24 protein-coding genes and 4 tRNA genes are annotated in these 24,606 nt (G+C 45.4%); 17 read left to right on the top strand and 11 right to left on the bottom strand.

The window, feature by feature from the left end:
* The first annotated feature begins 1 nt into the window (after position 1).
* From alaS to E8M12_RS10865, 12 genes are all read left to right on the top strand, one after another.
* Entirely contained in the window at positions 2 to 2,623 is a 2,622-nt protein-coding gene (gene alaS / locus E8M12_RS10920; protein WP_136736250.1) for an alanine--tRNA ligase, read from the top strand.
* A 9-nt stretch (positions 2,624 to 2,632) separates the two neighbouring features.
* Positions 2,633 to 3,853, top strand: a complete 1,221-nt coding sequence (locus E8M12_RS10915; protein ID WP_136736178.1) for an aspartate kinase — start codon at positions 2,633 to 2,635, stop codon at positions 3,851 to 3,853.
* A gap of 128 nt (positions 3,854 to 3,981) precedes the next feature.
* Positions 3,982 to 4,176 carry a carbon storage regulator CsrA gene (gene csrA, locus E8M12_RS10910; RefSeq protein WP_136736177.1) on the top strand — a complete coding sequence of 65 codons (195 nt, stop codon included), beginning with the start codon at positions 3,982 to 3,984 and terminating at the stop codon, positions 4,174 to 4,176.
* 136 nt (positions 4,177 to 4,312) lie between these two features.
* Positions 4,313 to 4,404, top strand: a tRNA-Ser gene (locus E8M12_RS10905).
* Between the two features lie 28 nt (positions 4,405 to 4,432).
* A tRNA-Arg gene (locus E8M12_RS10900) sits at positions 4,433 to 4,509 on the top strand.
* A 100-nt stretch (positions 4,510 to 4,609) separates the two neighbouring features.
* Positions 4,610 to 4,686, top strand: a tRNA-Arg gene (locus E8M12_RS10895).
* Positions 4,687 to 4,801: 115 nt separating this feature from the next.
* Positions 4,802 to 4,878, top strand: a tRNA-Arg gene (locus E8M12_RS10890).
* A 248-nt stretch (positions 4,879 to 5,126) separates the two neighbouring features.
* Entirely contained in the window at positions 5,127 to 5,393 is a 267-nt protein-coding gene (locus E8M12_RS10885) for an OadG family protein (RefSeq protein ID WP_136736176.1), read from the top strand.
* 9 nt (positions 5,394 to 5,402) lie between these two features.
* Positions 5,403 to 7,184 (top strand): sodium-extruding oxaloacetate decarboxylase subunit alpha, encoded by a 1,782-nt coding sequence (gene oadA, locus E8M12_RS10880; RefSeq protein WP_136736175.1) that lies wholly within the window; start codon positions 5,403 to 5,405, stop codon positions 7,182 to 7,184.
* Positions 7,185 to 7,194: 10 nt separating this feature from the next.
* Positions 7,195 to 8,325 carry a sodium ion-translocating decarboxylase subunit beta gene (locus E8M12_RS10875; RefSeq protein WP_136736174.1) on the top strand — a complete coding sequence of 377 codons (1,131 nt, stop codon included), beginning with the start codon at positions 7,195 to 7,197 and terminating at the stop codon, positions 8,323 to 8,325.
* A 99-nt stretch (positions 8,326 to 8,424) separates the two neighbouring features.
* Positions 8,425 to 8,781 (top strand): VOC family protein, encoded by a 357-nt coding sequence (locus E8M12_RS10870; RefSeq protein WP_136736173.1) that lies wholly within the window; start codon positions 8,425 to 8,427, stop codon positions 8,779 to 8,781.
* 89 nt (positions 8,782 to 8,870) lie between these two features.
* A complete protein-coding gene (locus E8M12_RS10865) occupies positions 8,871 to 9,266 on the top strand; it encodes a hypothetical protein (RefSeq protein WP_136736172.1) in 396 nt (131 codons plus the stop codon).
* A gap of 28 nt (positions 9,267 to 9,294) precedes the next feature.
* Here E8M12_RS10865 and E8M12_RS10860 read toward each other — a convergent pair whose 3' ends face one another.
* From E8M12_RS10860 to E8M12_RS10815, 11 genes are all read right to left on the bottom strand, one after another.
* Entirely contained in the window at positions 9,295 to 10,023 is a 729-nt protein-coding gene (locus E8M12_RS10860) for a ferredoxin--NADP reductase (RefSeq protein WP_136736171.1), read from the bottom strand.
* A gap of 152 nt (positions 10,024 to 10,175) precedes the next feature.
* Positions 10,176 to 11,555: a DEAD/DEAH box helicase gene (locus E8M12_RS10855; RefSeq protein WP_136736170.1), complete on the bottom strand. Its 1,380-nt coding sequence runs from the start codon at positions 11,553 to 11,555 to the stop codon at positions 10,176 to 10,178.
* 106 nt (positions 11,556 to 11,661) lie between these two features.
* On the bottom strand, positions 11,662 to 11,835 hold the full coding sequence (locus E8M12_RS16330; RefSeq protein ID WP_169303124.1) for a hypothetical protein: 174 nt from the start codon (positions 11,833 to 11,835) through the stop codon (positions 11,662 to 11,664).
* A 45-nt stretch (positions 11,836 to 11,880) separates the two neighbouring features.
* On the bottom strand, positions 11,881 to 13,464 hold the full coding sequence (locus E8M12_RS10850; RefSeq protein ID WP_246034110.1) for an AmpG family muropeptide MFS transporter: 1,584 nt from the start codon (positions 13,462 to 13,464) through the stop codon (positions 11,881 to 11,883).
* A gap of 121 nt (positions 13,465 to 13,585) precedes the next feature.
* Positions 13,586 to 13,918 carry a hypothetical protein gene (locus E8M12_RS10845; RefSeq protein WP_136736169.1) on the bottom strand — a complete coding sequence of 111 codons (333 nt, stop codon included), beginning with the start codon at positions 13,916 to 13,918 and terminating at the stop codon, positions 13,586 to 13,588.
* Positions 13,919 to 14,811: 893 nt separating this feature from the next.
* A complete protein-coding gene (locus tag E8M12_RS10840) occupies positions 14,812 to 15,111 on the bottom strand; it encodes a Bor/Iss family lipoprotein (protein WP_136736168.1) in 300 nt (99 codons plus the stop codon).
* On the bottom strand, positions 15,108 to 15,413 hold the full coding sequence (locus E8M12_RS10835; RefSeq protein WP_136736167.1) for a Bor family protein: 306 nt from the start codon (positions 15,411 to 15,413) through the stop codon (positions 15,108 to 15,110). Before E8M12_RS10835 ends, E8M12_RS10840 begins: the two co-directional genes overlap by 4 nt.
* 311 nt (positions 15,414 to 15,724) lie before the next feature.
* Positions 15,725 to 16,870: an acyltransferase family protein gene (locus tag E8M12_RS10830; RefSeq protein ID WP_136736166.1), complete on the bottom strand. Its 1,146-nt coding sequence runs from the start codon at positions 16,868 to 16,870 to the stop codon at positions 15,725 to 15,727.
* Between the two features lie 588 nt (positions 16,871 to 17,458).
* Entirely contained in the window at positions 17,459 to 18,082 is a 624-nt protein-coding gene (locus E8M12_RS10825) for a peptidylprolyl isomerase (RefSeq protein WP_136736165.1), read from the bottom strand.
* A 13-nt stretch (positions 18,083 to 18,095) separates the two neighbouring features.
* Entirely contained in the window at positions 18,096 to 18,662 is a 567-nt protein-coding gene (locus E8M12_RS10820; protein WP_136736164.1) for a YajG family lipoprotein, read from the bottom strand.
* Entirely contained in the window at positions 18,659 to 19,876 is a 1,218-nt protein-coding gene (locus E8M12_RS10815) for a methyltransferase (protein WP_136736163.1), read from the bottom strand. Before E8M12_RS10815 ends, E8M12_RS10820 begins: the two co-directional genes overlap by 4 nt.
* A gap of 157 nt (positions 19,877 to 20,033) precedes the next feature.
* Here E8M12_RS10815 and E8M12_RS10810 point away from each other — a divergent pair, with 157 nt between their 5' ends.
* From E8M12_RS10810 to E8M12_RS10790, 5 genes are all read left to right on the top strand, one after another.
* Entirely contained in the window at positions 20,034 to 20,684 is a 651-nt protein-coding gene (locus E8M12_RS10810; RefSeq protein ID WP_136736162.1) for an alpha-ketoglutarate-dependent dioxygenase AlkB family protein, read from the top strand.
* Positions 20,685 to 20,720: 36 nt separating this feature from the next.
* Positions 20,721 to 21,032 (top strand): BolA family protein, encoded by a 312-nt coding sequence (locus E8M12_RS10805; RefSeq protein WP_136736161.1) that lies wholly within the window; start codon positions 20,721 to 20,723, stop codon positions 21,030 to 21,032.
* Positions 21,033 to 21,453: 421 nt separating this feature from the next.
* Positions 21,454 to 21,999, top strand: a complete 546-nt coding sequence (locus E8M12_RS10800) for a TRAP transporter small permease subunit (protein WP_136736160.1) — start codon at positions 21,454 to 21,456, stop codon at positions 21,997 to 21,999.
* A complete protein-coding gene (locus E8M12_RS10795) occupies positions 21,999 to 23,366 on the top strand; it encodes a TRAP transporter large permease (RefSeq protein ID WP_136736159.1) in 1,368 nt (455 codons plus the stop codon). The genes E8M12_RS10800 and E8M12_RS10795 overlap by 1 nt, the downstream gene beginning before the upstream one ends.
* Before the next feature lie 63 nt (positions 23,367 to 23,429).
* Entirely contained in the window at positions 23,430 to 24,524 is a 1,095-nt protein-coding gene (locus tag E8M12_RS10790) for a TRAP transporter substrate-binding protein (RefSeq protein WP_136736158.1), read from the top strand.
* Positions 24,525 to 24,606: the final 82 nt, after the last annotated feature.

Here is a 24,606-nt window from a genome sequence, read left to right as displayed (position 1 = left end):
AATGATTAAATCCAGTGCCCAGATTAGACAGGCATTTTTAAACCATTTTGCAAAAGAGCAACACCAAATAGTTGCCAGTAGTTCGCTGGTTCCTGGAAATGACGCAACCTTGTTGTTTACCAATGCTGGTATGGTGCCATTTAAAGATGTATTTCTTGGCGCCGAGTCTCGTAGTTACACGCGAGCCACTTCATCGCAACGTTGTGTTCGTGCCGGTGGCAAGCACAACGATTTAGAAAACGTCGGTTATACCGCGCGTCATCACACCTTTTTTGAAATGCTGGGTAATTTTAGTTTTGGCGATTACTTTAAACCAGAAGCGATACGTTTCGCCTGGTCATTTTTAACTGAGACATTAAAGCTTCCAGTAGAAAAATTGATGGTCACGGTTTATGAAACCGATGATGAAGCGTTTGAAATCTGGAATAAAGAAATCGGCGTGCCGGCTGATAAAATTGTCCGTATTGGTGATAAACCGGGCGGCAAAAAGTTTGAATCCGACAACTTCTGGTCGATGGGCGATACCGGTCCATGTGGCCCTTGTACGGAAATTTTCTATGATCACGGTGAACACATCTGGGGCGGACCTCCAGGTAGCCCGGAGGAAGACGGCGATCGCTTTATCGAGATTTGGAACCTGGTATTTATGCAGTTCAACCGTCAGGCCGATGGGTCGTTGGATAATTTGCCGAAACCTTCGGTAGATACCGGCATGGGCCTTGAGCGTATTGCTGCCATTATGCAGGGGGTACACTCTAACTATGAAATTGACTTGTTCCAGGGCCTGATTAAGGCCGCTGCTGAGCTGCTTGATGTCAAAGACCTGAATCACAACTCGTTAAAAGTTATCGCCGATCACATTCGTTCCTGTAGCTTTATGATTGCCGACGGAGTAATGCCATCCAATGAAGGGCGTGGTTATGTATTACGTCGCATTATTCGCCGTGCCATTCGCCACGGTCACAAGCTGGAAGCCAAATCTCACTTTTTCCATAAGTTGGTGGCTGCGCTGGCACAACAGATGGGCGAGGCCTATCCAGAACTGGTTAAGCAGCAAGCGGTGATTGAAAAAATCCTGCGTATTGAAGAGGAACAGTTTGGTCGCACACTGGATCGTGGCATGGCATTGCTGGAAGACATTATTGCCGGCCTTGACGGCAAACAAATTGCTGGTGCCGATGTTTTTAAACTTTACGATACATACGGATTTCCGGCAGATTTGACCGCCGACATTGCTCGTGAACGCGAAATAACCATTGATGAAAGCGGATTCGAGACGCATATGCAGGCCCAGCGCGAACGCGCTCAGCAGGCTAGCCAGTTCGGCACCGATTACAATGAGCAGTTAAAATCGGAACAGCACACCAGCTTTACGGGTTACACCAACAGCGATTATTCAGCAACTGTCGTTGAATTGTTCAATGACCAGGGCAAGGTATCAACGCTGGGCGCTGGTGAAAAAGGTGTTGTCGTTTTGGATAACACGCCGTTTTATGCAGAGTCCGGTGGTCAGGTCGGTGATACCGGTATTATCAGCGCCGGTGATGCGGAATTTGAAGTGACCGATACGGTAAAACTGGGTAATGCGTTTGCCCATCATGGTATTGCCCGTGGCAATATCCAGCTTAATGCCCGGGTAAAAGCCTGCATTGATGCTGAACGCCGCGCTGCGATTGTTAAAAATCACACCGCCACCCACTTGTTACACGCCGCCCTGCGCAACGTATTGGGTGATCATGTAACGCAAAAAGGTTCGTTGGTTGATGACGAAAAGCTGCGTTTTGACTTTTCCCATTTCGAAGCCGTTACCAGTGACGAGCTGCGGGTAATTGAGCAACTCGTTAATCAACAGATTCGTAACAATAGCCAACGCGAAACGGCATTGATGCAAATTGACGAAGCCAAAGCCAAAGGAGCAATGGCCCTGTTTGGTGAAAAGTATGACGATGAAGTGCGGGTAGTTACACTTGGCGATTTTTCCACGGAATTATGTGGCGGCGTTCATGTCAATGCTACGGGTGAAATTGGCTTATTCAAAATAACCTCTGAAGCGGGTATTGCTGCCGGGGTGCGCCGTATTGAAGCGGTAACGGGTGAAGCGGCGCTGGCATTTGTAGAAGCTCAGACTGATACGTTAGATGCAATCTCTGCCCTGGTAAAATCTGATCGTGCTAATGCGTTGACAAAAGTTGAGCAGGCGATTCAAAAAGCCAAGCAGCTGGAGAAAGAAGTTGCCCAACTTAAGCAAAAAATGGCCGCTCAGGCTGGTTCTGACCTGGTGAGCAATGCCATTGAGATTAATGGCGTGAAAGCCCTGGTTGCCAACGTTGAAGGCAGCGATCCGAAAGCCCTGCGAGATATGGTGGATGACCTGAAGAATAAACTTGGCAGCGGCATAGTTATGCTCGGCCTGGCCAACGGCTCGAAAGTGAACCTGATTGCCGGTGTTACTAAAGACTTAACCAGCCAGGTGAAAGCCGGAGAGTTGGTTAACATGGTGGCGCAACAGGTTGGTGGTAAAGGCGGTGGTCGTCCTGATATGGCTCAGGCTGGCGGCAGTCAACCGGAAAACCTGGATAGCGCGTTAGCATCCGTACAAAACTGGTTGTCCGAAAAACTTTAATTTACAGCAATGGCAATCATTGTTCAGAAATTCGGGGGAACCTCTGTAGGTTCCCCCGAGCGTATCAAAGCGGTGGCCGCGCAGGTCATTGCTACCCGTCAACAGGGACATCAGGTGGTGGTGGTTTTGTCGGCCATGTCTGGTGAAACCAACCGACTGATGGACCTTGCCCGTTCAATCGACCCGGTAGCGAGTGGCAGGGAACTGGATATGCTACTTGCCAGTGGCGAACAGGTTTCTATTTCTCTGCTGGCGATGTCGCTTATCAAACAAGGCTTTTCAGCTGTCTCCTTTCTAGGCCATCAAATCGGTATTCGTACCAATAACCGGTTTAACAATGCCCGTATTATTGATGTTGATAATAAACGCCTGGCAGCCGAGCTTGAACAAGGTCATATCGTAATTATTGCCGGATTTCAGGGTGTTGATTATGAAAACAACATAACTACGCTCGGACGAGGCGGTTCCGATACCTCAGCGGTTGCCATCGCCGCCGCATTACAGGCGAAGGAATGTCAGATTTTTACCGATGTCGATGGTGTTTATACGACGGATCCACGAATTGATCCAACGGCGAGAAGAATTCCTGCAATTACCTTTGAAGAAATGCTGGAGATGGCGAGTTCGGGTGCGAAAGTGCTGCAGACTCGTTCTGTTCAGTATGCGGGGAAGTTTAAAGTGCCGTTGCGGGTATTATCGAGTTTTATGCCTGGGGAGGGCACTATGATCGATTTTCAACAGGAAGCGGCGTCTACCAACCCTGTGAGTGCAGTGACCGCGCAAAAAGAAGAAGCGATGTTTTCGTTGAGCAGTCAGACAGATCTGGTCGCGCTTAATGCCAGGGTTTTCTCCGAACTTGCTGAACTGGATATCGAAGTCGATATGATAGTGCAATCCTGCACCACGCCAGGATTAATGAATCTAAATTTTACTGTGCCTCGTAATGACTTTTATAAGGCTGAGCAGTGTCTGGTGGCATTGCAAGACGAGCTGGGACTGCTTGATATTGAAGGGAACCAGCAACTCGCCAAAGTTTCGGTGATCGGCAATGGTATTCGTTGTCATACGGGGATAACCGCGGCCATTTTCGCAACGCTGGCAGCGGCAAAAATTCGGGTTTTCCTGGTCAGTACCTCTGAAATTAAAATTTCCGTATTGGTGCTAGAGAGTGATTTAAATCATGCCGTGCAGACTTTACATAAAAAGTTTTTGATTAAATTAGAGAATTAATAACTTTTTTTCAGTTTGTTTGCTAAATTTTGGTAATGCGTTAGGTAAATTTTAAGTTAATTTATTTTGTCTGTTCGGTGAGTCTGATAACATTAACGTGATTTCTAATTTAAAGGAGAGCATGAAGGATGCTTATTTTAACAAGACGGGTTGGAGAAACTCTGATGGTGGGCGATGACGTCACCGTCACAGTTTTGGGAGTGAAAGGTAACCAGGTTCGAATCGGCGTAAATGCCCCGAAAGAAGTTTCAGTCCATCGCGAAGAAATTTACATGCGAATTCAGGCTGAAAAAGGGGATGAAGACAACGTCGGTAACCAATAATTAGCGACTGAAAAAACGAGCCTTCAGCACATATTGGCGTGAAAAACCAGCAGGTTGTTTGAATAATCAGCAAACGGAAATAAATCCGAAAAAATCGTTTGACTTATTTTTCGAATCTATTAATATGCACGCCATCGGTGAGGTGGCCGAGAGGCTGAAGGCGCTCCCCTGCTAAGGGAGTATAGGCGTTAAACCCTATCGAGGGTTCGAATCCCTCCCTCACCGCCATTCAATTTTTGAATGGCGATTCGATTGCGGACACGTAGCTCAGCTGGATAGAGTACCTGGCTACGAACCAGGCGGTCGCAGGTTCGACTCCTGCCGTGTCCGCCACTTCTTCTAGGTGGTAAAAAACAAGAAATCAACAGTTCCTGTTGGCGCGATTCCTAACGTGTATAATTGGACAGTATCAAGTACTGTGACACTTGATTGCGGACACGTAGCTCAGCTGGATAGAGTACCTGGCTACGAACCAGGCGGTCGCAGGTTCGACTCCTGCCGTGTCCGCCATTTTTCGAGAAGGCAGAGTTTTCACTCTGCCTTTTTACTTCTTACAAATAGCTGCGAATGATAGTTATCCAGACTAGGCTTTCGCGAATATCGCAGCTATATTTACAGTTTTTGCGGACACGTAGCTCAGCTGGATAGAGTACCTGGCTACGAACCAGGCGGTCGCAGGTTCGACTCCTGCCGTGTCCGCCACTTCTTCGAAAAGGCAGAGTTTTATACTCTGCCTTTTTTGTATTTAATCCCCCTGCAATAACTTTCAACTATTCCACTAATCGCGATATTTTCCTTATCTTTGCAGTGGCTCCAGCCTGAACTAATTGTCGATTTATTGCCCGTAGCTGTTGTTTTTTGTTCACATTTTTTACACTATTTTGACAATTGCTCATTGATTATAAAAATTGGAGTGATTATTCTATTTCTTTTGGACATGGATATGCAGTATGGAAAACATCGCAGAAACCTTTATCGAAGCCGGTACATTAATGGTAGTCGGCATGGTGTTTGTCTTCGCTTTTTTAAGTTTATTAATTGTTGCCATCCACCTGCTTGCTAAAGTTGGACGCTACTTTCCTGACCCGATCTCGGTTGAAAAAACACCTCGGCATCTCCCATCGTCATCTGCCATGGAAAAACCCGTTCCGGCGCCAATCGTTGCCGCAATCACTTCGGCCATCAGCCACTACAGAAAAAATAAAACAACAAAATAGGAGCATTGCATGACAAATCCATTAGGTATTACGGAACTCGTGCTTAGAGATGGCCACCAGTCATTGCTGGCAACTCGGATGCGGTTGGAAGATATGCTACCCATCGCCCCAACATTAGATGAGATTGGCTTTTGGTCGATTGAATCCTGGGGCGGCGCAACGTTTGATTCCTGTATTCGTTATCTCGGGGAGGATCCCTGGCATCGGATTCGTGCGTTAAAAGCGGCTATGCCAAAAACCAAACAGCAAATGTTGTTTCGTGGCCAGAATATCCTTGGTTATCGTCACTATGCTGATGACGTTGTTGAAAAATTTGTTGAACGAGCGCACGTAAACGGGATTGATGTATTTCGCATCTTTGATGCGATGAATGATACCCGCAACCTTGAAACCGCTATTAAAGCGGCTGTAAAGGTCGGTGCCCACGCACAGGGTACGCTCTCATACACAGAAAGTCCGGTGCATACGCTGGAAGGCTGGCTGACCATGGCTCGCAAATTAGAGGACATGGGAGCTCATTCCCTGTGTATTAAAGATATGTCCGGTTTGCTGAATCCTTACGATGCCCAGGAACTGATTATGGGTATCAAAGAGTCCGTGTCTTTACCCATTTCCCTGCATTGCCATGCAACTACCGGATTGAGTGTGGCAACCCACATGAAAGCCATCGATGCCGGAGTCGATGTAATCGATACGTCGATATCATCGATGAGTATGACTTATGGTCATTCACCGACAGAATCTATTGTCTCAATAGTTGAGGGGCGTGAGCGTGACACCGGGCTAGATATGGTAAAACTTGCGGAAGTGGCGGCTTATTTTCGCAATGTTCGTGAAAAATATGCGAAATTTGAAGGTAGCCTGAAAGGCGTTGATGCCCGTATTTTATTGGCTCAGGTTCCAGGTGGCATGTTAACCAATATGGAAAACCAGTTAAAAGAACAGGGCGCCGCAGACAAGCTTGATGAAGTATTAACCGAGATCCCTAAGGTTCGCAAAGACTTAGGCTACATTCCGTTAGTGACTCCAACGTCGCAGATCGTCGGCACCCAGTCGGTGCTTAACGTGCTGACCGGAGAACGTTATAAGTCCATTACCAAAGAAACCGCTGGTGTTTTAAAGGGTGAATATGGTGCGACACCAGATGCCGTCAATGCCGAATTGCAAGAGCGCGTCCTCGCCGGTGAGGCGGCGGTTACCTGTCGCCCTGCCGACTTGCTAACCCCGGAAATGGACAAACTTTCTGAAGAGTTGGAAAGCTTAGCCTCTGAAAAAGGCATTGAACTGGCGGATGACAAGATTGATGACGTGCTAACCTATGCACTGTTCCCGCAAATTGGCCTGAAATTCCTGGAGAATCGTAATAATCCCGATGCCTTTGAGCCAGCTCCTTCGAAGGAAGATACTAAACAAACGCCTGCACAGGTTAGTGCCAGCGTGCCGACCGGTGGCCCGGAGAGTTACTCGGTAAGGGTTGACGGTAAGGTGTACGAGGTGGTCGTGGCACCAGGTGGCAGTATAGAAAATATTGCTCCGGCTGGCGATGACGCCATCAAACAATCGGCTTCAGTGGATTGCTCTGATACCTTAAATGCTCCTCTTGCCGGTAATATTTTTAAAGTTCTGGTGAGTGAAGGTCAGGCAGTTGATGCCGGTGACGTCGTGATGATCATGGAAGCGATGAAAATGGAAACTGAGATCCGCGCGGTGACACCGGGTACAGTTACCGGCATCCTGGTGAAACAAGGCGATTCGGTTGCCGTTGGTGATCCACTGTTGAATCTCGGATAAGGGCATAGTCATGGAGTCGATAATTACCCTATGGGAATCAACGGGGCTGGCCAACTTTCACTATCAGCAATTGATCATGATGGCTGTAGGCCTGGGCTTGTTATATTTGGCCATTGCCAGAAAATTTGAGCCCTTACTTTTACTGCCTATCGGATTTGGTGCCATTCTGACAAACATTCCTATCGCCGGCTTTACTGAAGCCGGTGGCTTATTAAAGTATGTTTATGATGCTGGGATAGACACGGGCATCTTTCCATTACTAATCTTTATGGGCGTCGGCGCGATGACCGACTTTGGCGCCTTAATTGCAAACCCGAGAATGCTATTGCTCGGCGCTGCTGCTCAATTTGGTATCTTTGCTACCTTATTTGGCGCTATTGCGTTGAACCTGATTCCTGGTTTTGATTTTAGCCTCAAAGATGCATCGGCAATTGCGATCATCGGCGGCGCAGATGGCCCAACCGCTATCTTCCTGGCTTCCAAGCTGGCCCCGGATTTACTCGGTGCGATTGCCGTTGCGGCATACTCCTACATGGCCCTGGTGCCCATTATTCAGCCACCAATTATGAAGGCCCTGACTAATGAACAGGAACGCAAGATAGAAATGAAGCAGCTTCGGCATGTAAACAAGTTTGAGAAAATTATTTTCCCACTTGCCGTGTTGATGATGACGATTCTGTTTTTACCGGCGGCGACACCGTTAGTTGGCATGTTCTGTCTTGGTAATTTAATGCGCGAATGTGGCGTCGTTGATCGCCTCAGTTCTACTGCACAAAATGAATTGATCAATATCGTGACCATTTTCTTAGGGCTCGGCGTTGGTTCAAAGTTAAGTGCGGATAAATTCCTCAATGCAGAAACGCTCGGTATTCTCGCCCTCGGCGCGATAGCATTTTCGATCGGCACTGCCGCTGGCGTGTTGATGGCAAAACTGATGAGTAAGGTTTCAAAAGACCCGATAAACCCCCTGGTGGGTGCTGCCGGTGTATCCGCAGTACCCATGGCTGCACGGGTCGTTAATAAGGTTGGCCTGGAAGCCAATGGCCATAACTTCCTGCTGATGCACGCGATGGGGCCTAACGTCGCCGGTGTTCTCGGCTCGGCGGTTGCCGCGGGTGTGTTACTGGCGCTTGTTGGTTAATCATCAATGTAAAACGAGCAACAAGGACAGGTTTTTTCTGCCCTTGTTGCTTTAAAGCGCAGCCTGCAGCAATATGATGACTAAATTGGGAGAATTAACATGTCGAACCATGAAAAAATAAACTACCTGGAATTTCCGGCCAGTGATTTAGGTAAAGTACGTGCTTTCTATGAACAGGTGTTTTCCTGGCAGTTTACTGAGTATGGTGATACCTACCTGGCATTTAATGATGGTGTTATCGATGGTGGTTTTTATCAGGCCGACACGCAAAGTACTCAGCAATCTGGTGGTGTATTAGTCGTTCTTTATTCAACCAATATTGGCGAAACTGAACAAAAGATAGTTGCCGCAGGAGGCAAGATCAGTACCCCGGTGTTTGACTTTCCCGGCGGTCGGCGCTTTCACTTTAAAGATCCAAACGGCAATGAATTAGCGGTGTGGACGGATCAGCCGTAAACGGCGTTACCAAGCCTGCCGCGGGGAATGTTAAATCCGTTTCTCTGCTATATTGTTAGACTGTAATTCATTTTCTGATTGAGGTAGTTATGCAATTACAGCGATTCACCCTAACCACCTTTCTGGTTATTCTGTGTAGTTTATTAAGTTTCAATGCGGTTGCCGATGATTACTCTGACAAATGGCGCATTTATTTCGACGGAAAAGCAACCGAAGATGGCTCTTTTACCCTGACCTTTCAGCAGGAGGGCAGTGATGAAGTGTTAACTGCCGTCGTAGAAATTGAAAAAGGTACCCGGGAAAATAATGCTGCCCGCATTACCCGGCGCCAGCTTGACGGTGAAGTGAAAGGCTACGATGTGGATAAGGAAGATGGGGAAGAAGTACAGTTTAGAACTCGAATTGGCGCCGAAAAGTTTAAGCTGACCATTGATGATAGCAATCTCCATGGCCTGGATGTAAAGCTTAAGAAAAAACGCTTTTAATCAATAAATAACGCTACATACACAGAGCCTACCAATATCGCTCCATGGTGATGTGACCGGGTTCGCGGGTTCTATGTTTGCGAAATCCATGTTCGCTGAGCAGGGTATTGGCGTCGGTGATCATCGCCGGGTTGCCACACAAAATAATGTGTGATGTTTCAGGGGTTAACTGCTGTGGGATTTGCGTTTCCAGCTCCTGATAAAAGTGGGTAATGCGGCCATGTAAGTAGTCTGGGTTCGTTTCCCGGCTGAGAACCGGGTAATAGTGGACGTTTTCCCCCATCTGACTGAGTTCGCTAAGATAATGGATTTTACCTGCGTCGCTAACACCATGTAACACTACAAACTCTTTATATTTTTGCCTTATCTGTGGATCCTTTAATAGTGACAGGGCGATACCTACGCCAGTACCAGTTACCCAAAACCAAAGGTTGTCTGCATCGGGTAGCCGTTGGTGGGTGATAAGGCCATTGGCGTTTTTGTACAGATAAATATCATCGCCGGTGTTTAGCGCTTTAAGCCTGGGCGAAAGTAAGCCGTCAGCGACTTCGACCAGGTAAAACTCCTGAAATTTGTCGCTGGGGTGGTTGATAAAAGAATAGGCGCGGCTGACCAGTTTGCCGTCAATCATCAGTCCAAGTTTGGTAAACTGACCGGCATAATAGGGAGGTAACGGCGCTTGTACCTTTATTGCGAAGCACCCGCCTGTAAACTGCGTTACTTGAACTACCTTGCCGGTAACAAACCTGTCTTGCATGCATGCAACCAAAGTTGATTAATTATGCTTTGGTTATAGCTAAGTTAAATTAACTAAGCAACTGATAATTCCACAGTTTAATGTCATAACCGGGTGGCGAAAAACGCCATGGAGCGCGTCAAACGCGCTAGCCAATGAAAGTATCGTGGTGGTTATTTGCCACCTGCTGGGCGTCTCGGTTGTCCTTTTGAACCCGAACCAGGTCTACCCCGGCGGCGGTTTGAGGTGTTTTTCGCATAAGGGTTATCAGCGCGAGGTGATTGTTTTTTCTTCTCTGGTCTGTGACCGACAGCAACATCCGCGCTTCGTTGTCCGTCCTGATGTTCAACCTTAGGTTTTTTCGGTTTCTTCGGCTTTTTCGGTTTAAATGGTCGTACATCATGAGATTTGGGCAGCTCATTTGATGCCTCAAACCCCTCGACTTCCTGCCGCGGGATCAGTTTTTGGCTGAGGCGTTCTATGGCGACCAATAACTTAAACTCGTCGGCACACACCAGGGAGATAGCCTGGCCGCTACTGCCGGCTCGTCCGGTGCGACCAATACGATGAACGTAATCTTCGGCAACATGAGGCAGTTCAAAGTTCACTACCTGTGGCAGCTGGTCAATATCAAGGCCACGGGCAGCAATGTCGGTGGCGACCAGCGCCCGAATTTTACCTTCTTTAAATTGCGCCAACGCTTTGGTTCTCGCCCCCTGGCTTTTATTCCCATGAATGGCTAAGGCACTGATACCATCCTCCTCGAGGTGGCGTGTCAGGCGATTCGCGCCATGTTTGGTTTTACAGAATATCAATACCTGCTGCCAGTTATGATGACCAATCAGGTAGGATAGTAACTTGGGTTTTTTCTTTTTGTCGGTCGGGTAAACCCATTGCTCGACAGTAACCGCAGTGGCATTAGCTGGGTTGACCGATATTTCTATTGGTTTATGAACCAGCTTTTTCGCCAGTGCTTTTATGTCCTCAGAAAAAGTGGCTGAGAACAACAGGTTCTGGCGCTTTTTCGGCAGTAATTCGAGAATTTTATTAATATCACGAATAAAGCCCATATCTAGCATTCGGTCCGCTTCATCGAGTACCAGAACTTCAACCTGATTGAATTTCACCGCGTTTTGTTGATGCAAGTCCAGCAATCGGCCTGGGGTGGCAATCAGTATATCGACGCCCTTGCGAAGGCGCATCATTTGGGGATTAATTTTTACCCCACCAAACACCACGGCAGAGGATAAGTCCAGTCCCTGGCCGTAAGTCTCAACGCTCTCGGCGACCTGTGCTGCCAATTCCCTGGTCGGGGTGAGAATCAAAGCGCGAATATGATTACTTTTGACTTGTTCACCCTGATTTAATCGCTCAAGGATTGGCAGGGTAAAGCCTGCAGTCTTACCGGTACCGGTTTGTGCAGCTGCCATTACATCCTTGCCGCTTAAAACCGCAGGTATCGCTTGCTCCTGAATAGGAGTGGGATTCTGATATTGTTGGCGTTTAAGGTTTGCAATAATTGCCGGGCTCAGGCCCAGAGCGTCAAAACTCATAGAATTCTCATTGTGGGATAAAGCAGGCCTTTTGACCTGCGTAAGCGGTGGTGCAGGGTACAGTATAGCAAGGGGCGGCGCAATCATTATGGCCGCAGTAAACTGTTTACTCGGAGGTTAGATGGATCATCATAGTAAAAAAGCCAATGATAATCAGATTAAAAGCAGCAATGTACATAAAGCCTTTAAATCCATCTTTGGCACTGTAATTATGCTGTTTCAGGTACCACCACCAGACCAGGCACATGATAATGGGTACAAGAATAAATAATCGTATCATAGTGTTGTAACTTACCGGATTGTTGTTGGTATATTTTTTAAAAGCTTAACTTGCTTGCTTATTGCTTGCAATTATCTTTGCCAAAGGCTTTCTGATGCTATACAGAAATAGCAGGCTGGGGATCACCATCAGTGCCGTGAGTACGAAAAACAATGCCCAATTACCATCCAGGCCATCAACAATCACTCCGGAATAAGAACCAAGGGTTACCCGACCAAAAGTGCCTATTGACGCCATTAACGCATATTGACTGGCGGTAAAGGTGCGATTGCACAGAACCGATAACAGGGCGACAAATGCGACACTGCCCCAGGCTCCGGTGAATCCGTCTACCAGTACCGCTACCGCAAGCAGCCATTGGCTTGGGCCTGTCAGGGCAATCACCGAAAATATCAGGTTAGATAATGCCATCGCGATACCGCCAATAAACAGGCCTTTGATAATCCCAAATCGTATCGTAAAGACACTGCCTATCAGGGAAAATAATATGGTTACCCACCAGTTCATCAGTTTGGAAAAGACTGCGATATCGGTATTGGAATATCCAACTTCCTTGTAAAACACCAGGCTCATTCGTCCCAGGTAAGCCTCGCCAAGTTTAAACAAGAAGATAAACATCAGTACTGACAACGCAAACCGGGTACCGTTGCGGGTAAAAAACTCATGTAATGGTGCTACTAACGTGGTTAACAACCAGGCAATGATGCGGTGTAATCCGTTAACCTGGATTTGCGGCGAGGTTGAAGCCATTTGTGGTTGTTGATGCAGGGCTTTTAGCAGGTAAAACATCAGCCCCAACAGGCCAATGCCGATAACGCTGCTGAATGAAGCTGCATCGCTGCGATCAATTAATTGTTCCGGCCAAAGTGGAAAGCTAAAGCCGGCATAGGCAATTAACGCAATTAAGCTTAACATGCTGGCGATAATGCCTGAGCTAAGCATTGGGTGTTGGGGAACTTGCTGTAAAAAGCCCTGCTGAATTTCATCCTGTTGTTGCGCCCGGTTTGTCTTAGGTTCGGAAGCGACCAATACGACGATTAACAAAACACTCATGATTAATGTCAGCACCAGATAGACCTGTGGCCAGTACAGCTGAGTATGATCGACTAGCAAAAAGGGGATTGCACCAAGGCCGGCATAACCGGTCCACCAGCCAGAGGTTGCCATCGCAGAACCGGCTGCCATACTGGCGTCGTCCTGATCCAGTACATCGATACGATAGGCGTCTATGGCAATGTCCTGAGTCGCAGAGCTTACAGCCAGGCACAAGCCAACGATGGCCATTGTTGCCAGTTGTGAGGTTGCGTCAAACATGGATAACGCACATGCACAGATAACGATGGCGATTTGGGTGAGGAATATCCAGCTGCGCCGCTGTCCCATTAATCGGCCAATAACCGGCAGTTTTACCCGATCGACTAAAGGTGACCAGAGGAAGTTAATCGAATAGGAAACAAAGATTAATCCAAATAAACCCACAGAAGAGCGGCTCAGGCCTTCATCGGTTAACCAGGCAGTCATGGCCGAACCAATCAATACCCAGGGAAAACCGCTGGCAATGCCAAAACAAAAAATCGTTAATAATTTGGGATTGGAGAAATACGATAAAGATTGACGAAATGAATGCACAAATTAGAGTCTTTGTTATGAGCGCTGTCCCGAGACTAGCAAATTATCAGCTGTCCATACAAGGAGAAAAACGCTGGAGGCGAGAAACCGGGTAACAGAGGCGAGAGTTCGCTCGATTTGATTAAACCGGGCGCCATCCGACACAGTGAATTGGATAACGTCCTTGCCCCTCTAAAAAGTCCATGCAGGTTTCTATTTCGAACTTCAGGTTCCAGTCGTTATCAAGGTCGTTTAAGGAGCCTGAACCCAACTTAAGTTCATGCAGTAAATGCCAGAAAACCCGTTCGCGAGCATTGTTCGGTGTGTCATCGGTGACTTTGAGGATGTTCCATTCTTCAAAGCAGTCCCAGATAAACAAATTCAGTTCAGTCGGATGTACTTCTTTTTTTAACAGCGCATTCAGGTAGTACATCAATTGTGAGATTTTTTCATTGATAAAGTGGTCGACTGGCACGGCAACCTCGATGTTTTAGCGCAATTTATTATTTTATGTCAGCGTCTGGCCGCAGAAAAACGTCCTGTATGCTGATCCCTTTTTAGTCAAAAACTAACCTAACGTATTTGCGTGGAAAAGGGAAGAAGGAAGTGTGATTGCAACCTGAAGGTCTCATCGGCTGACAATTGCGACCTTAGGGTCTCATAGGGTGGGGTTGCGACTTTATGTCTCACCGGGTGACAGCTTCGAGCTAGAGCTCTCACAGGGTGACTACGGTGGCTAATGTCTAGTTTAAGTTAATCATTGGCTAACAATCGGCTTGAAAATCCAACTCTTGGTGATAACGGGTTGAAAAGGTTAATGTCTCTTACCAGTGAAACGAAGACGGTTAAATTTCACTTAATACTTATCGAATGAAACTCAAAGACTGCTTGTTGTTGGATTCTAATTCAACTTATTTCGTAATTCATTCCATATCTTAATTTGATAGGAAATCTTAATGTATTAATGGACTTTTATATTCTCTTTTCTTTTATCATTTGCATATATCGGCTCATCTTATTCTAAAAAAAATGACCTTATCGATTCGAAAGATAGCAAATTGGTATATGAATACGCCGCGCATAAAAGTAATGCTCCTTATCAACTGCATTGCTGCATATTCATTTGTTATTTTACTTTTGTTTTTTCTTAAAGCGTTGCGGCAGCCAGGCACAAAGCGGTAAAAAATAAAGTGCTATCAATTAATCATTAATAGCACTTTTAATGCAATTACCTTTGACACAAAAATGTATGCACATGAAAGGTAAATTGCTTACCATTCGGTGTCTTGTGTGCGCTTGCAATTAAATAAGCACTGTGAGTATGTCAAGATTAAACGAGACACAACTACCACATAATTACAAACTCAGTTATTTACAACTTATTTCAACTGTTTTTGGGGTCCACATCGGCCCAATAATTGTACTTGCAGCGGCGCCAGCTAAGCCATTAATAAAGGAAGTTTCGGTTTTAACCGTAACCCACTCCTGCTTTTGACAAACTTTATTTAAATCGACAGGAGAAGAACCTTCATACAATGAAAGTATAAAGTTGTGATGCCATTGCTCTTTATGAACAGTCGCTTCTGTAGTAACAGGTACTTTATCAAAATGAATAGTAGTGCATGCAGATAGCGAAAATATTGCGATAAATGTTAGTGCTTTTTTCATGATATTTCGCCCGCCTCTGAACACCAAACTTTGACTGAATGAGGTGAATAAATGCCTAAAGTAATTAAACCCAGTACGCCCTCAACAAAGGTTTGTTGAGATTGCATCTGGATAACTTCTCGGTTACCACATATTTCAGTCACATTTACTCTATGTTCTCCAACGATTCCCCATAAAAAAAAGTGCTTTGATTCTTCATAAGTTGGTTCGGAAGAGTATTTTGCCGTTTGCTCTGGTTGTATGGTTATTGTTGAGCATCCTGTTAGCATGATGCTAACCAAAAATACAAATTTCTTAATCATATTTAACTCCTTTTAGAATAAGAAATACCTGTCAGATACAGGAAATAAAAGATTATCAGATAACTTAATGAAAATAATTGTTTTTTTTGGGTTGGATCGATCAGGGCCAACTCGACATTTAATTGATAGATTACGCCTACATACGTTTTTTATTATCAATTGCTCACGAGCCGTTATATGAACCGACACGTTTGCGTCCGTCAATATAATCCGGTAATTTGGGTAAACAGTCAGAGGCTGGAATGAGCTGTGAGTTCAATTACTCTTAATGCTTTTGCGTAAGTAAGTGGCAATAATTTCTGCAAGTAAGTTTACAGGCGGCGTTCCGTTATCTCTACTTCGTGATCAAGTATAGAATAGGTCTTTTTGTCTCTTTTTGTCAGAAGAAAACTCTTTAATTTTAGGGATGGTTTTTCAATTAAATGCCAAGAAAAAATCGATAAACATAATGCGATAGTAAAGCTAAATAAGAACACTTGAAGTGGTGAAATATTTTGCCAATAAATGACTAAAGATTGTTGGACTGGCCAAGCGTATATATACATTCCATATGAATAATCCCCAAGTTTGTTATAACTTAGTATGCGCCCAGTAGGGAGATACGCAAGACATAAAATAATGTAGCCCAAGCTGCATACATAAGCAGTATAAAAAGCTTCCTTTCCAAAAATTCGAGATATAAGTACAACTAATATAACGGCTCCTAAATATTTTAAATTCAAATATATGTGCTTCCTGATTAGATATATTGTTCCGCCTATAAAAAAAAGCGCAGTAAACCTAAACAATTTTTCATAAAATGTTGCGAAATAGTCATCATAAAAATGGGCGTAAATACACAGAACTAAGCTACAGGAAGCGATGCCGATTATACCTAAACTTACAAGGTAAGGAGCGAAATTAAACTTTCTTAAAGTAACATATAACATTCCCAATCCTGCGATGACTGCGTACATTCTCAGTTCCCAAGGTAAGGTCCACAATGAACCATTGACCGCCCTGTCAAATGGGGCATTCAAAAACACACCAGGTAGGTTTTGGTAGTCTGTAAATATAATCGTCGAGTTATAGAATAGAAAATCACGAAGCTCAATATGAGTAAGATATTGCGTTAAAGGAAGATCCGTTATAAACGCCCCCCAAAGGCAACACAATATAACTGAACATAGCAAGGCGGGATAAATTCGTAACAACCTCGATATGGTAAACATTATTAAGTTGGTGTTTGCAAGAAGACTTTTGCAGACCAACAAACCACTTGTAATAAAAAATATGTCGACAGCAATCCATCCCAACGAAATCCCAAGGTAATCAGATACAAAAAGTTTCTCTGATGTAGCGAGAGGGAAACTATGGCTAAATATAACCAGGACGGCTGCGAACATTCGGATGAGGTTAAAGTTGTTATTCTTGCCGTCTACTACTGCTGAAAGGTTTAAGCCCACTCCCTGCTTCATAAATAAAATCCATCTCAATCTAACTTAGATCTAATATTAGTACCAAAAGATCATTTTTCTAATATTATGAGACGCGAAGCAGAACTGAGGCTATCGCCGCTTAATTTTAACTAACTTCTTTTGCTCATTATGCGTGCATTAACACTCCCAAATCACCTTATATTAGCAATTGCTAACGGGCAGCTAATGGCACAATTCAGTCATTCAAGGTTGGCCAAGATTCCCTGTAGTATCAGGGAATGACACAAGGGCTTTTGCTTTTTGCTCGGAACAGCGTGTGCTCGGAGCTGATGACATCAGCGTGCTCGGAGTGGCATTTTCTGCCACGTACTCGGAGTATCGCTTGCGATACGTGCTTAGGGAGTTTCAATCCCGTCATTGGCACTTAAGAGGAACTCGGACTTAGTTTAAGATACCGTGTAGTATCACGGTATGACGATTTTGATTTGCTTTTAACTAGGAGCGACGCTGTTTGTCGCGTGCTAGGAACAATCTTTGATTGTGTGCTCGGAGTGACGTTTTCCGTCACGTGCTCGAAGTATCGCCGTTTGATACGTGCTGCGGGAGTTATAACTCCCGCGAAAGGCATCAGCCTTCGTGAATATACCCTTCCGGCATTAACGTCGCTTTGATAAGAATAAGCGGCTCGACTGGCACGTCATCAAGGTTTAAGTCTTCGTTAAACCCGGTTTCAACGCCGGCCATTTCCATCAACAATTCTTCGCCATGAGTCACGTAACCAAAAACGGTATAGCCCCAGTTACGTCCCGGATCGAGGCTGGTGTTATCACCAACGTTGAAATAAAACTGACGAATCGCTGAATGGGGATCGTTCTGTCGGGCCATGGCAATGGTACCGACTTCGTTTTTCAAGCCATTACCCGATTCATTGTATATTTCTTTACCATTTTTGCGGGGGATATGATTGCTGTCGTAACCGCCACCCTGAACCACGAAACCGTCAATCACACGGTGAAAAATCGTATTGTTGTATTCACCGGCAATGACATAGTTAATGAAGTTGTTGACGGCTATAGGTGCTTTAACCCGATTTAATTCAACGACGATGACACCTTTGTTGGTTTCCATTTTTATTTGTGGATACAGGTTACTGGCGGCGATCACTTTCCCTTCAGGTTGTGGGTGAGCCAATGCCTGGGTAACTATCAATGGTAAACAAACTACGATGACCAACAACTTCTTAAGAAACATGTCCTAACCTTTATTAGCTTTTAATGAATGTTTGCAACTGTTCGTCTTCCAACACCTGGCCAATCAGCTTAGACAGTTGGGTATTGAAATCTTTTTGCAGAGTTTCAAGGTTAGCACTTAAAGGTCCACGGCTGGTAGCTCGCAGGGTAAAAGTCTTCGACATAGTTTGTGCCGAATTTTCTAGTTTAACCTGTAGTTTGATGATGGTATTGGCACGATAATCAAGGACGTCCTGATTTACATAAGTGCGGGCACGCTCGACATCAAAAATCACTTTCAGGTCGCTTTGTTCGTTTACGTTCAAGCCCTGGCTAGACAACTGATAACGAAATTGGTTATTCAGTACCTTAGATAGGGCCGCCGAAGAATCGATCGTCGTTGAAGGACGGTCAATATTCAGTACTTCGATGATATGGCCTTTATCGCGACTATCGGTAACCGATATCTTGGCGCTCTTCTGGTCATAAATTCGGATCGGAGTATTCATAATATCCGGTTGCAATTCGACCATGCCGGTTTTTTCCGCACATGCCGAAGTGAGTAATACAGTACCAATAATAAGGAGATTTTTTAGTTTCATAATTTTACCGCAGATAACACAACAAATTTCTTATTACTCGAGACAACACGGGCATTACCAAACAGTCTTTTTAATTTGACATGGTATCCCAGTTGTCTGTTGCCTATTATCCTGACTTCACCACCACTATCCAAGACTTGATAACAATCTTGAAACATTTGCCAGGCGATATGATCAGTGACCGCCTGTTGTTGGTGAAATGGGGGATTACATAAAACCAGGTCAAGGCTCGAAGCCTCTACCTGGCTTAAACAATCGTTCCAGTGAAACTGACAATGGGACAATTGTTGGGGAAAGTTTTGCTCTACATTGATTTTTGCTGAAGCTACCGCCATGTACGATTCATCAAAAAAATGTAGTTTAATATCAGGTTGTTGCTGTAACAATGCTAATCCGAGAACACCATTTCCGCAGCCCAGGTCAGCGACTTTGCTGCCGGTTTTCACTTTCGGCAGGTGCTGCATCATAAAACGGGCACCGATATCCAGGCTATCACGGGAAAACACATTGCTATGGTTGCTAATCGTTAAACTAGGCATGCCTGATTCATTCAATTGCCATTGTTTTAGCTCGGGCAGTGGAGCCTGAAGTTTTACATTTCTGTTAACGAAAATCAGTCGTGATTTTTTCCAGGCGAGCGAAGTCTGGCAATCACCAAGTTGCTGTTCGACCAGTTTTAATGTCGAGGTATGTATCTCTTTTGCCTTGCCAGCAATAATAATTTGCGTACCGTCGTGACAAAGGCGGTGAATCTGTTGCAGCTGATAGTGAAAGTGCGCTTTTATTTTCGGTAGTTTTACCAGCACCAAATCAACTTTATCAGCAGGCATTTCGATGCTGTTACAGAATTCAATATTGTCTTGTGACAGCAGGTTATTGGCCAGGTTTGCTTTACAACCCTGAGTTGCCACATACGAGTCACTAATAAATGTCACCTGTTGCTGGCTAAGGGCGCAACACAGGGCACCGAAACTGTCATTGAAAATGGCAATTTTCTTAGCATCAGTAGTGGGAGTAATTAGAGACTGTTCAACGAGGGTTTTTAGCAGGTATTCATCGCCACTGTCCCAGGCCTGCAGGCTTCGATTGACCTGGGCGGCGGGGAAGCGTTCGAGCACAAGCAACTCCGCTCGCTGGGCATCATCAATGCTGTCGGGCGCTTGGTCTAATAACAAACCTTCCGCTTTTCGCGGATTCAGGCAGGGGCTGAGCATTTGTTTTTGTTCTCGTCGCTTTAATGCTAAACACGATGGCTTAGCAAATGATTCGGTTTCAATGCATCCACTGTGACGGGGATGTTAATTTTTCTTTAAAAATTTAACCAACGAGGCTATTGTCGCATTATTCAAAGTCAGATGCCACAGGCAACCCATGGCTATTTCCAAAAAACTACAAGGTTTTATCAGATCCGATCCCAGATCTAAAGGAGCTCAATATTTCTGCGATGATAACTTGTTGTTTATGCCTGCATTTTATTCACAACAACAGGCCGCGGATATGTTTGTTAACCTGCAGCATGAAATGAAGTGGCGTCAGGAGCAAATTTCCATTTTTGGAAAAAAGGTTTACATCCCACGACTGCAGGCCTGGCATGGTGATCCGGAAAGTACCTATCGATATTCGGGACTGGACTTGATTCCCGAACCATGGACGGCAACACTGAAGCAGATACTTGTGGATGTAAACATGGTCACCGGATTGACGTTCAATTCAGTGCTCGGAAACTGGTATCGTCATGGCCAGGACTCAATGGGCTGGCATAGTGATGATGAAAAAGCGCTTGGCGATAAGCCAGTAATTGCCAGTGTATCCGTGGGACAGGAGCGACGGTTTTGCCTGCGGCACAAAAGCAGTGGCGAAAAGCAGACAATATTATTAAAATCTGGGAGCTTAATAATCATGTATGGGTCGTTACAGGAAAACTGGCAGCATAGTCTGCCAAAATCTGCCAAACCTATGCATGGCCGTATCAATCTTACCTATCGCATCATAAAGCATCCGGTAGTGCCCGTATCTAAGTAACTTCAACGGGTTACTTTCTAGCTAAGAGTTTTTTATATGACAATTGCCGCACAAATCGAACAAAAGTTAATTTCTGAGCTATCACCGACTCATTTGCAGGTGATTAATGAAAGCTATATGCATAATGTGCCAGAGGGCAGTGAATCTCACTTTAAAGTCGTCGTGGTTAGCGAACAGTTTATCGGGCAGCGATTACTGCAACGCCACCGTGCCATCAATGCCGTATTAGCAGACGAGTTAGCAAATCATATCCATGCCCTGGCAATTCACGCCTATGACCCGGAACAATGGCATAAGATGTCTGCCGATCAGGTACCAAGTTCTCCTGATTGCGCGAGTAAAAAATAGAACGGCCGCATTAAAGGTGGGAGAGGGTTGGCAGAACTACTTCCACCGAAAATACGCGTCCGTGCATTTTCGGCATACCAGCCATCTGCGGCTATAACCTTCAAGGCTTGCCTTGACTCCAAATTTGAAGCTTGACTTCAACTCCACCCTCGAATCGTTTTTTGATTCGATTCCACCTTCCACCGAAAATACGCGTCCATTCATTTTCGGCATACCAGCCATATGCGGCTATAACCTTCAAGGCTTGCCTTGACTCCAACTTTGAAGCTCGACTTCAACTCCACCCTCGAATCGTTTTTTGATTCGATTCCACCTTCCACCTTCTTCCTTCCTATTTCCCTCTAATTCTGGTATCAATAGCTAAAAAAATAATAACTCAGCGTCATCAAGGACTTGAAGAAGCCGTTATTTGGGGGATTGAATGTTCGGTCAGTGGCTTGCAAAAGTCGTTACATTCATTGATAAGGTCAATGAAATCCTGGGAAGGCTGATAGCCTGGTTAACCCTTGTTATTGTATTACTTACCTTTTTGGTTGTGGTATTGCGCTATGGTTTCAATATTGGTTCGATCGCGCTACAAGAATCTGTTCTTTATGCCCATGCCACTATTTTTATGTTGGGCGCTGCCTATACCTTAAAACATAATGGCCATGTGCGCGTCGATGTGTTTTATCACCGCTGTAGTGAAAAAACTCAGGCCTGGATAAATCTATTCGGTACTGTGTTTTTGCTGCTCCCGGTAATGATTTTTATGGCCTGGATCAGTAGCGATTTTATCTCCGCCTCCTGGAATATCATGGAAAAATCCCGTGAACCCGGGGGACTGCCATTTGTATATCTCAATAAGTCTTTGATTTACGCCCTAGCTTTTACCATGAGCTTGCAAGGCATTGCCGAGGTTTGCCGTAATGTTTTAATACTGCAGGGCAAGCTCGATGTAAAGCATGAAGAGATGGAGCAGGTGTAATGGAATATTTAGCATTATTAATGTTCGCCTGTATCTGTCTGGTGTTACTTATCGGTTATCCGGTAGCGCTGACACTGGCCGGAACGTCCTTGCTATTTGCTGGCGTAGCGGCGCTTTTTGGAGCATTCGACACCTCTTATTTATCGGCATTTCCCAGCCGAATCTATGGCATTTTAAATAATCAGACCCTGTTGGCAGTGCCCCTGTTCGTGTTTATGGGGGCGGTTCTGGAAAAGGCACAAATCGCCGAGAAACTGTTAACTTCGATGGCGCAACTGTTTTCGAGGTTTCCCGGTGGTTTGGCAATCTCGGTCACCTTGGTCGGTATGCTGCTGGCAGCAAGCACCGGAATCGTCGGCGCTACCGTTGTTACCATGGGTCTGTTATCACTTCCGACGATGCTTAAGCGTGGTTATAACACCTCGTTTTCCACCGGTATTATTTGTGCGACAGGTACCTTAGGACAAATCATTCCGCCGTCCATTGCCCTGGTGCTACTTGGTGATGTGTTAAGTAATGCATATCAGCGGGCGCAGCTGGATATGGGCAATTTTAACCCGGACACGGTGAGTGTTGGTGATTTGTTCGCGGGTGCGGTAATCCCGGGTTTATTGTTGGTTGGACTGTATATTGCTTACATTATTATTATCACCTGGTTAAAGCCAGAAATGGCACCAGCCCATGGTGCAGATAAGGAAGCGGTTAACTGGTCGAGTTTATTGGGTGCATTGCTACCGCCACTAGCCCTGATGGTGATCGTATTAGGTTCGATCCTCGCTGGCTATGCAACGCCAACGGAAGCTGCCGGTGTTGGTGCCTTCGGCGCACTGGTACTCGCCGCTGCGCAAAAGCAGTTAAGCCTGGATGCGTTAAAAGCGGTCATGCAATCGACATTGAAAATCTCCTCGATGGTATTCATGATTTTAATTGGTGCCAGTTTGTTTTCTTTGGTCTTTCGCGGCCTCGGTGGCGAAACCCTGATTCATGGTATTTTCAGTGACCTTCCGGGTGGGGTAATATCCGCAACCATATTGGTAATGGTAGTGATTTTCCTGCTTGGCTTTATTCTCGACTTTATAGAAATTACCTTTGTCGTGATCCCAATTGTTGCGCCGATTTTATTGATGATGGGCTTAGATCCGGTTTGGCTTGGCATTATGATCGCGGTCAATCTACAAACCTCCTTTTTAACGCCGCCGTTTGGCTTTGCCTTATTTTATTTGCGCGGTGTTGCCGATAAGAGTATAAAAACCCTGGAAATTTATAAAGGTGTATTGCCCTTTATCCTGATCCAGTTGATATTGCTGGTGGCCCTGGCAATTTTCCCGGAGCTCGCGACCTGGTTACCGGATAATTTGTATTCCTGATGGTTGTGGTTGTCGGTCATTGAAGCGTGTCGGCCAACCTAGTTAAAAATAATAAGGACAATAATGAAAAAACAGACGATTAAAGCGTTGCTTATTGCCGGTCTTACCCTGGCGATGGCTGCCTGCGGTGAAAAACAGGTTCAGTCCGGCAGCGATGCGGCGCCACAAAAAAACTATAAGTGGAAACTTGTTACCTCCTGGCCCAAGAATTTTCCGGGTCTGGGCATGGGGCCGGAAAAATTTGCCAAATATGTGAATGCCATGAGTAATGGCCGGTTAACCATTGAAGTCTTTGGCGCCGGACAATTAGTTCCGGGATTTCAGGTATTTGACGAAGTCTCGACCGGTGGCGCGCAAATGGGCCATAGCGGAGCCTATTACTGGAAAGGAAAAGCACCAGCCGCGTCGTTTTTTGCGGCGGTTCCGTTTGGGATGAACGCTCATGAAACCAATGCCTGGTTACATTATGGTGGCGGTCTTGAGTTGTGGCGCGAGCTATACAAACCGTTTGGCGTGATCCCGATGGCTGGTGGCAACACCGGTGTCCAGTTTGCTGGCTGGTTTAACAAAGAGATTAACAGCATGGCAGACCTAGAAGGTCTTAAAATGCGCATTGGTGGCATCGGTGGTGAAGTGTTTAAACGCGCTGGTGGAGTACCGGTCAATATGCCGGGTGGCGAGATATTTTCATCATTACAAAGCGGTGCGTTGGATGCATCGGAGTGGGTCGGACCTTATAACGATAATGCCTTTGGCTTTTATAAAGCCGCTAAGTATTACTATTCTTCCGGCTGGCAGGAACCGCAGGCAACGTTAGAATTCCTGATTAACGAAAAAGCATTTAATGAATTACCAGCCGACCTGCAGGAAATTATCGAAGTGGCAGCACGTGCAGTAAATCAGGATATGCTTGATGAATACACAGCGCGTAATGCCAACGCCCTGAAAACTTTGGTAAATCAACATAATGTTGAAGTGCGCACTTTCCCTGAGCCGGTGATGCAGGAACTAAAAAAACTCAGTGAAGAGGTAATCATGGATATGGCGAAACAGGATGCAATGGTCGCGAAGGTGTGGGACTCTTATCAAAGCTTCTATCAGGACATTCGCGAATATCATCAGCTTACCGAACAAGCCTATTATCAAAATCGACAGTAATGTCGTAATACCAATCACATTAAGTTTGTGCACAACTCAGAGTTAGGTCAGAGGTTCAGTTACAACATAGATTTCATTGATA

Source organism: Thalassotalea mangrovi (assembly GCF_005116735.1).
Lineage (GTDB): Bacteria > Pseudomonadota > Gammaproteobacteria > Enterobacterales > Alteromonadaceae > Thalassotalea_A > Thalassotalea_A mangrovi.
This window is presented reverse-complemented; position numbering and strand designations above follow the sequence as displayed.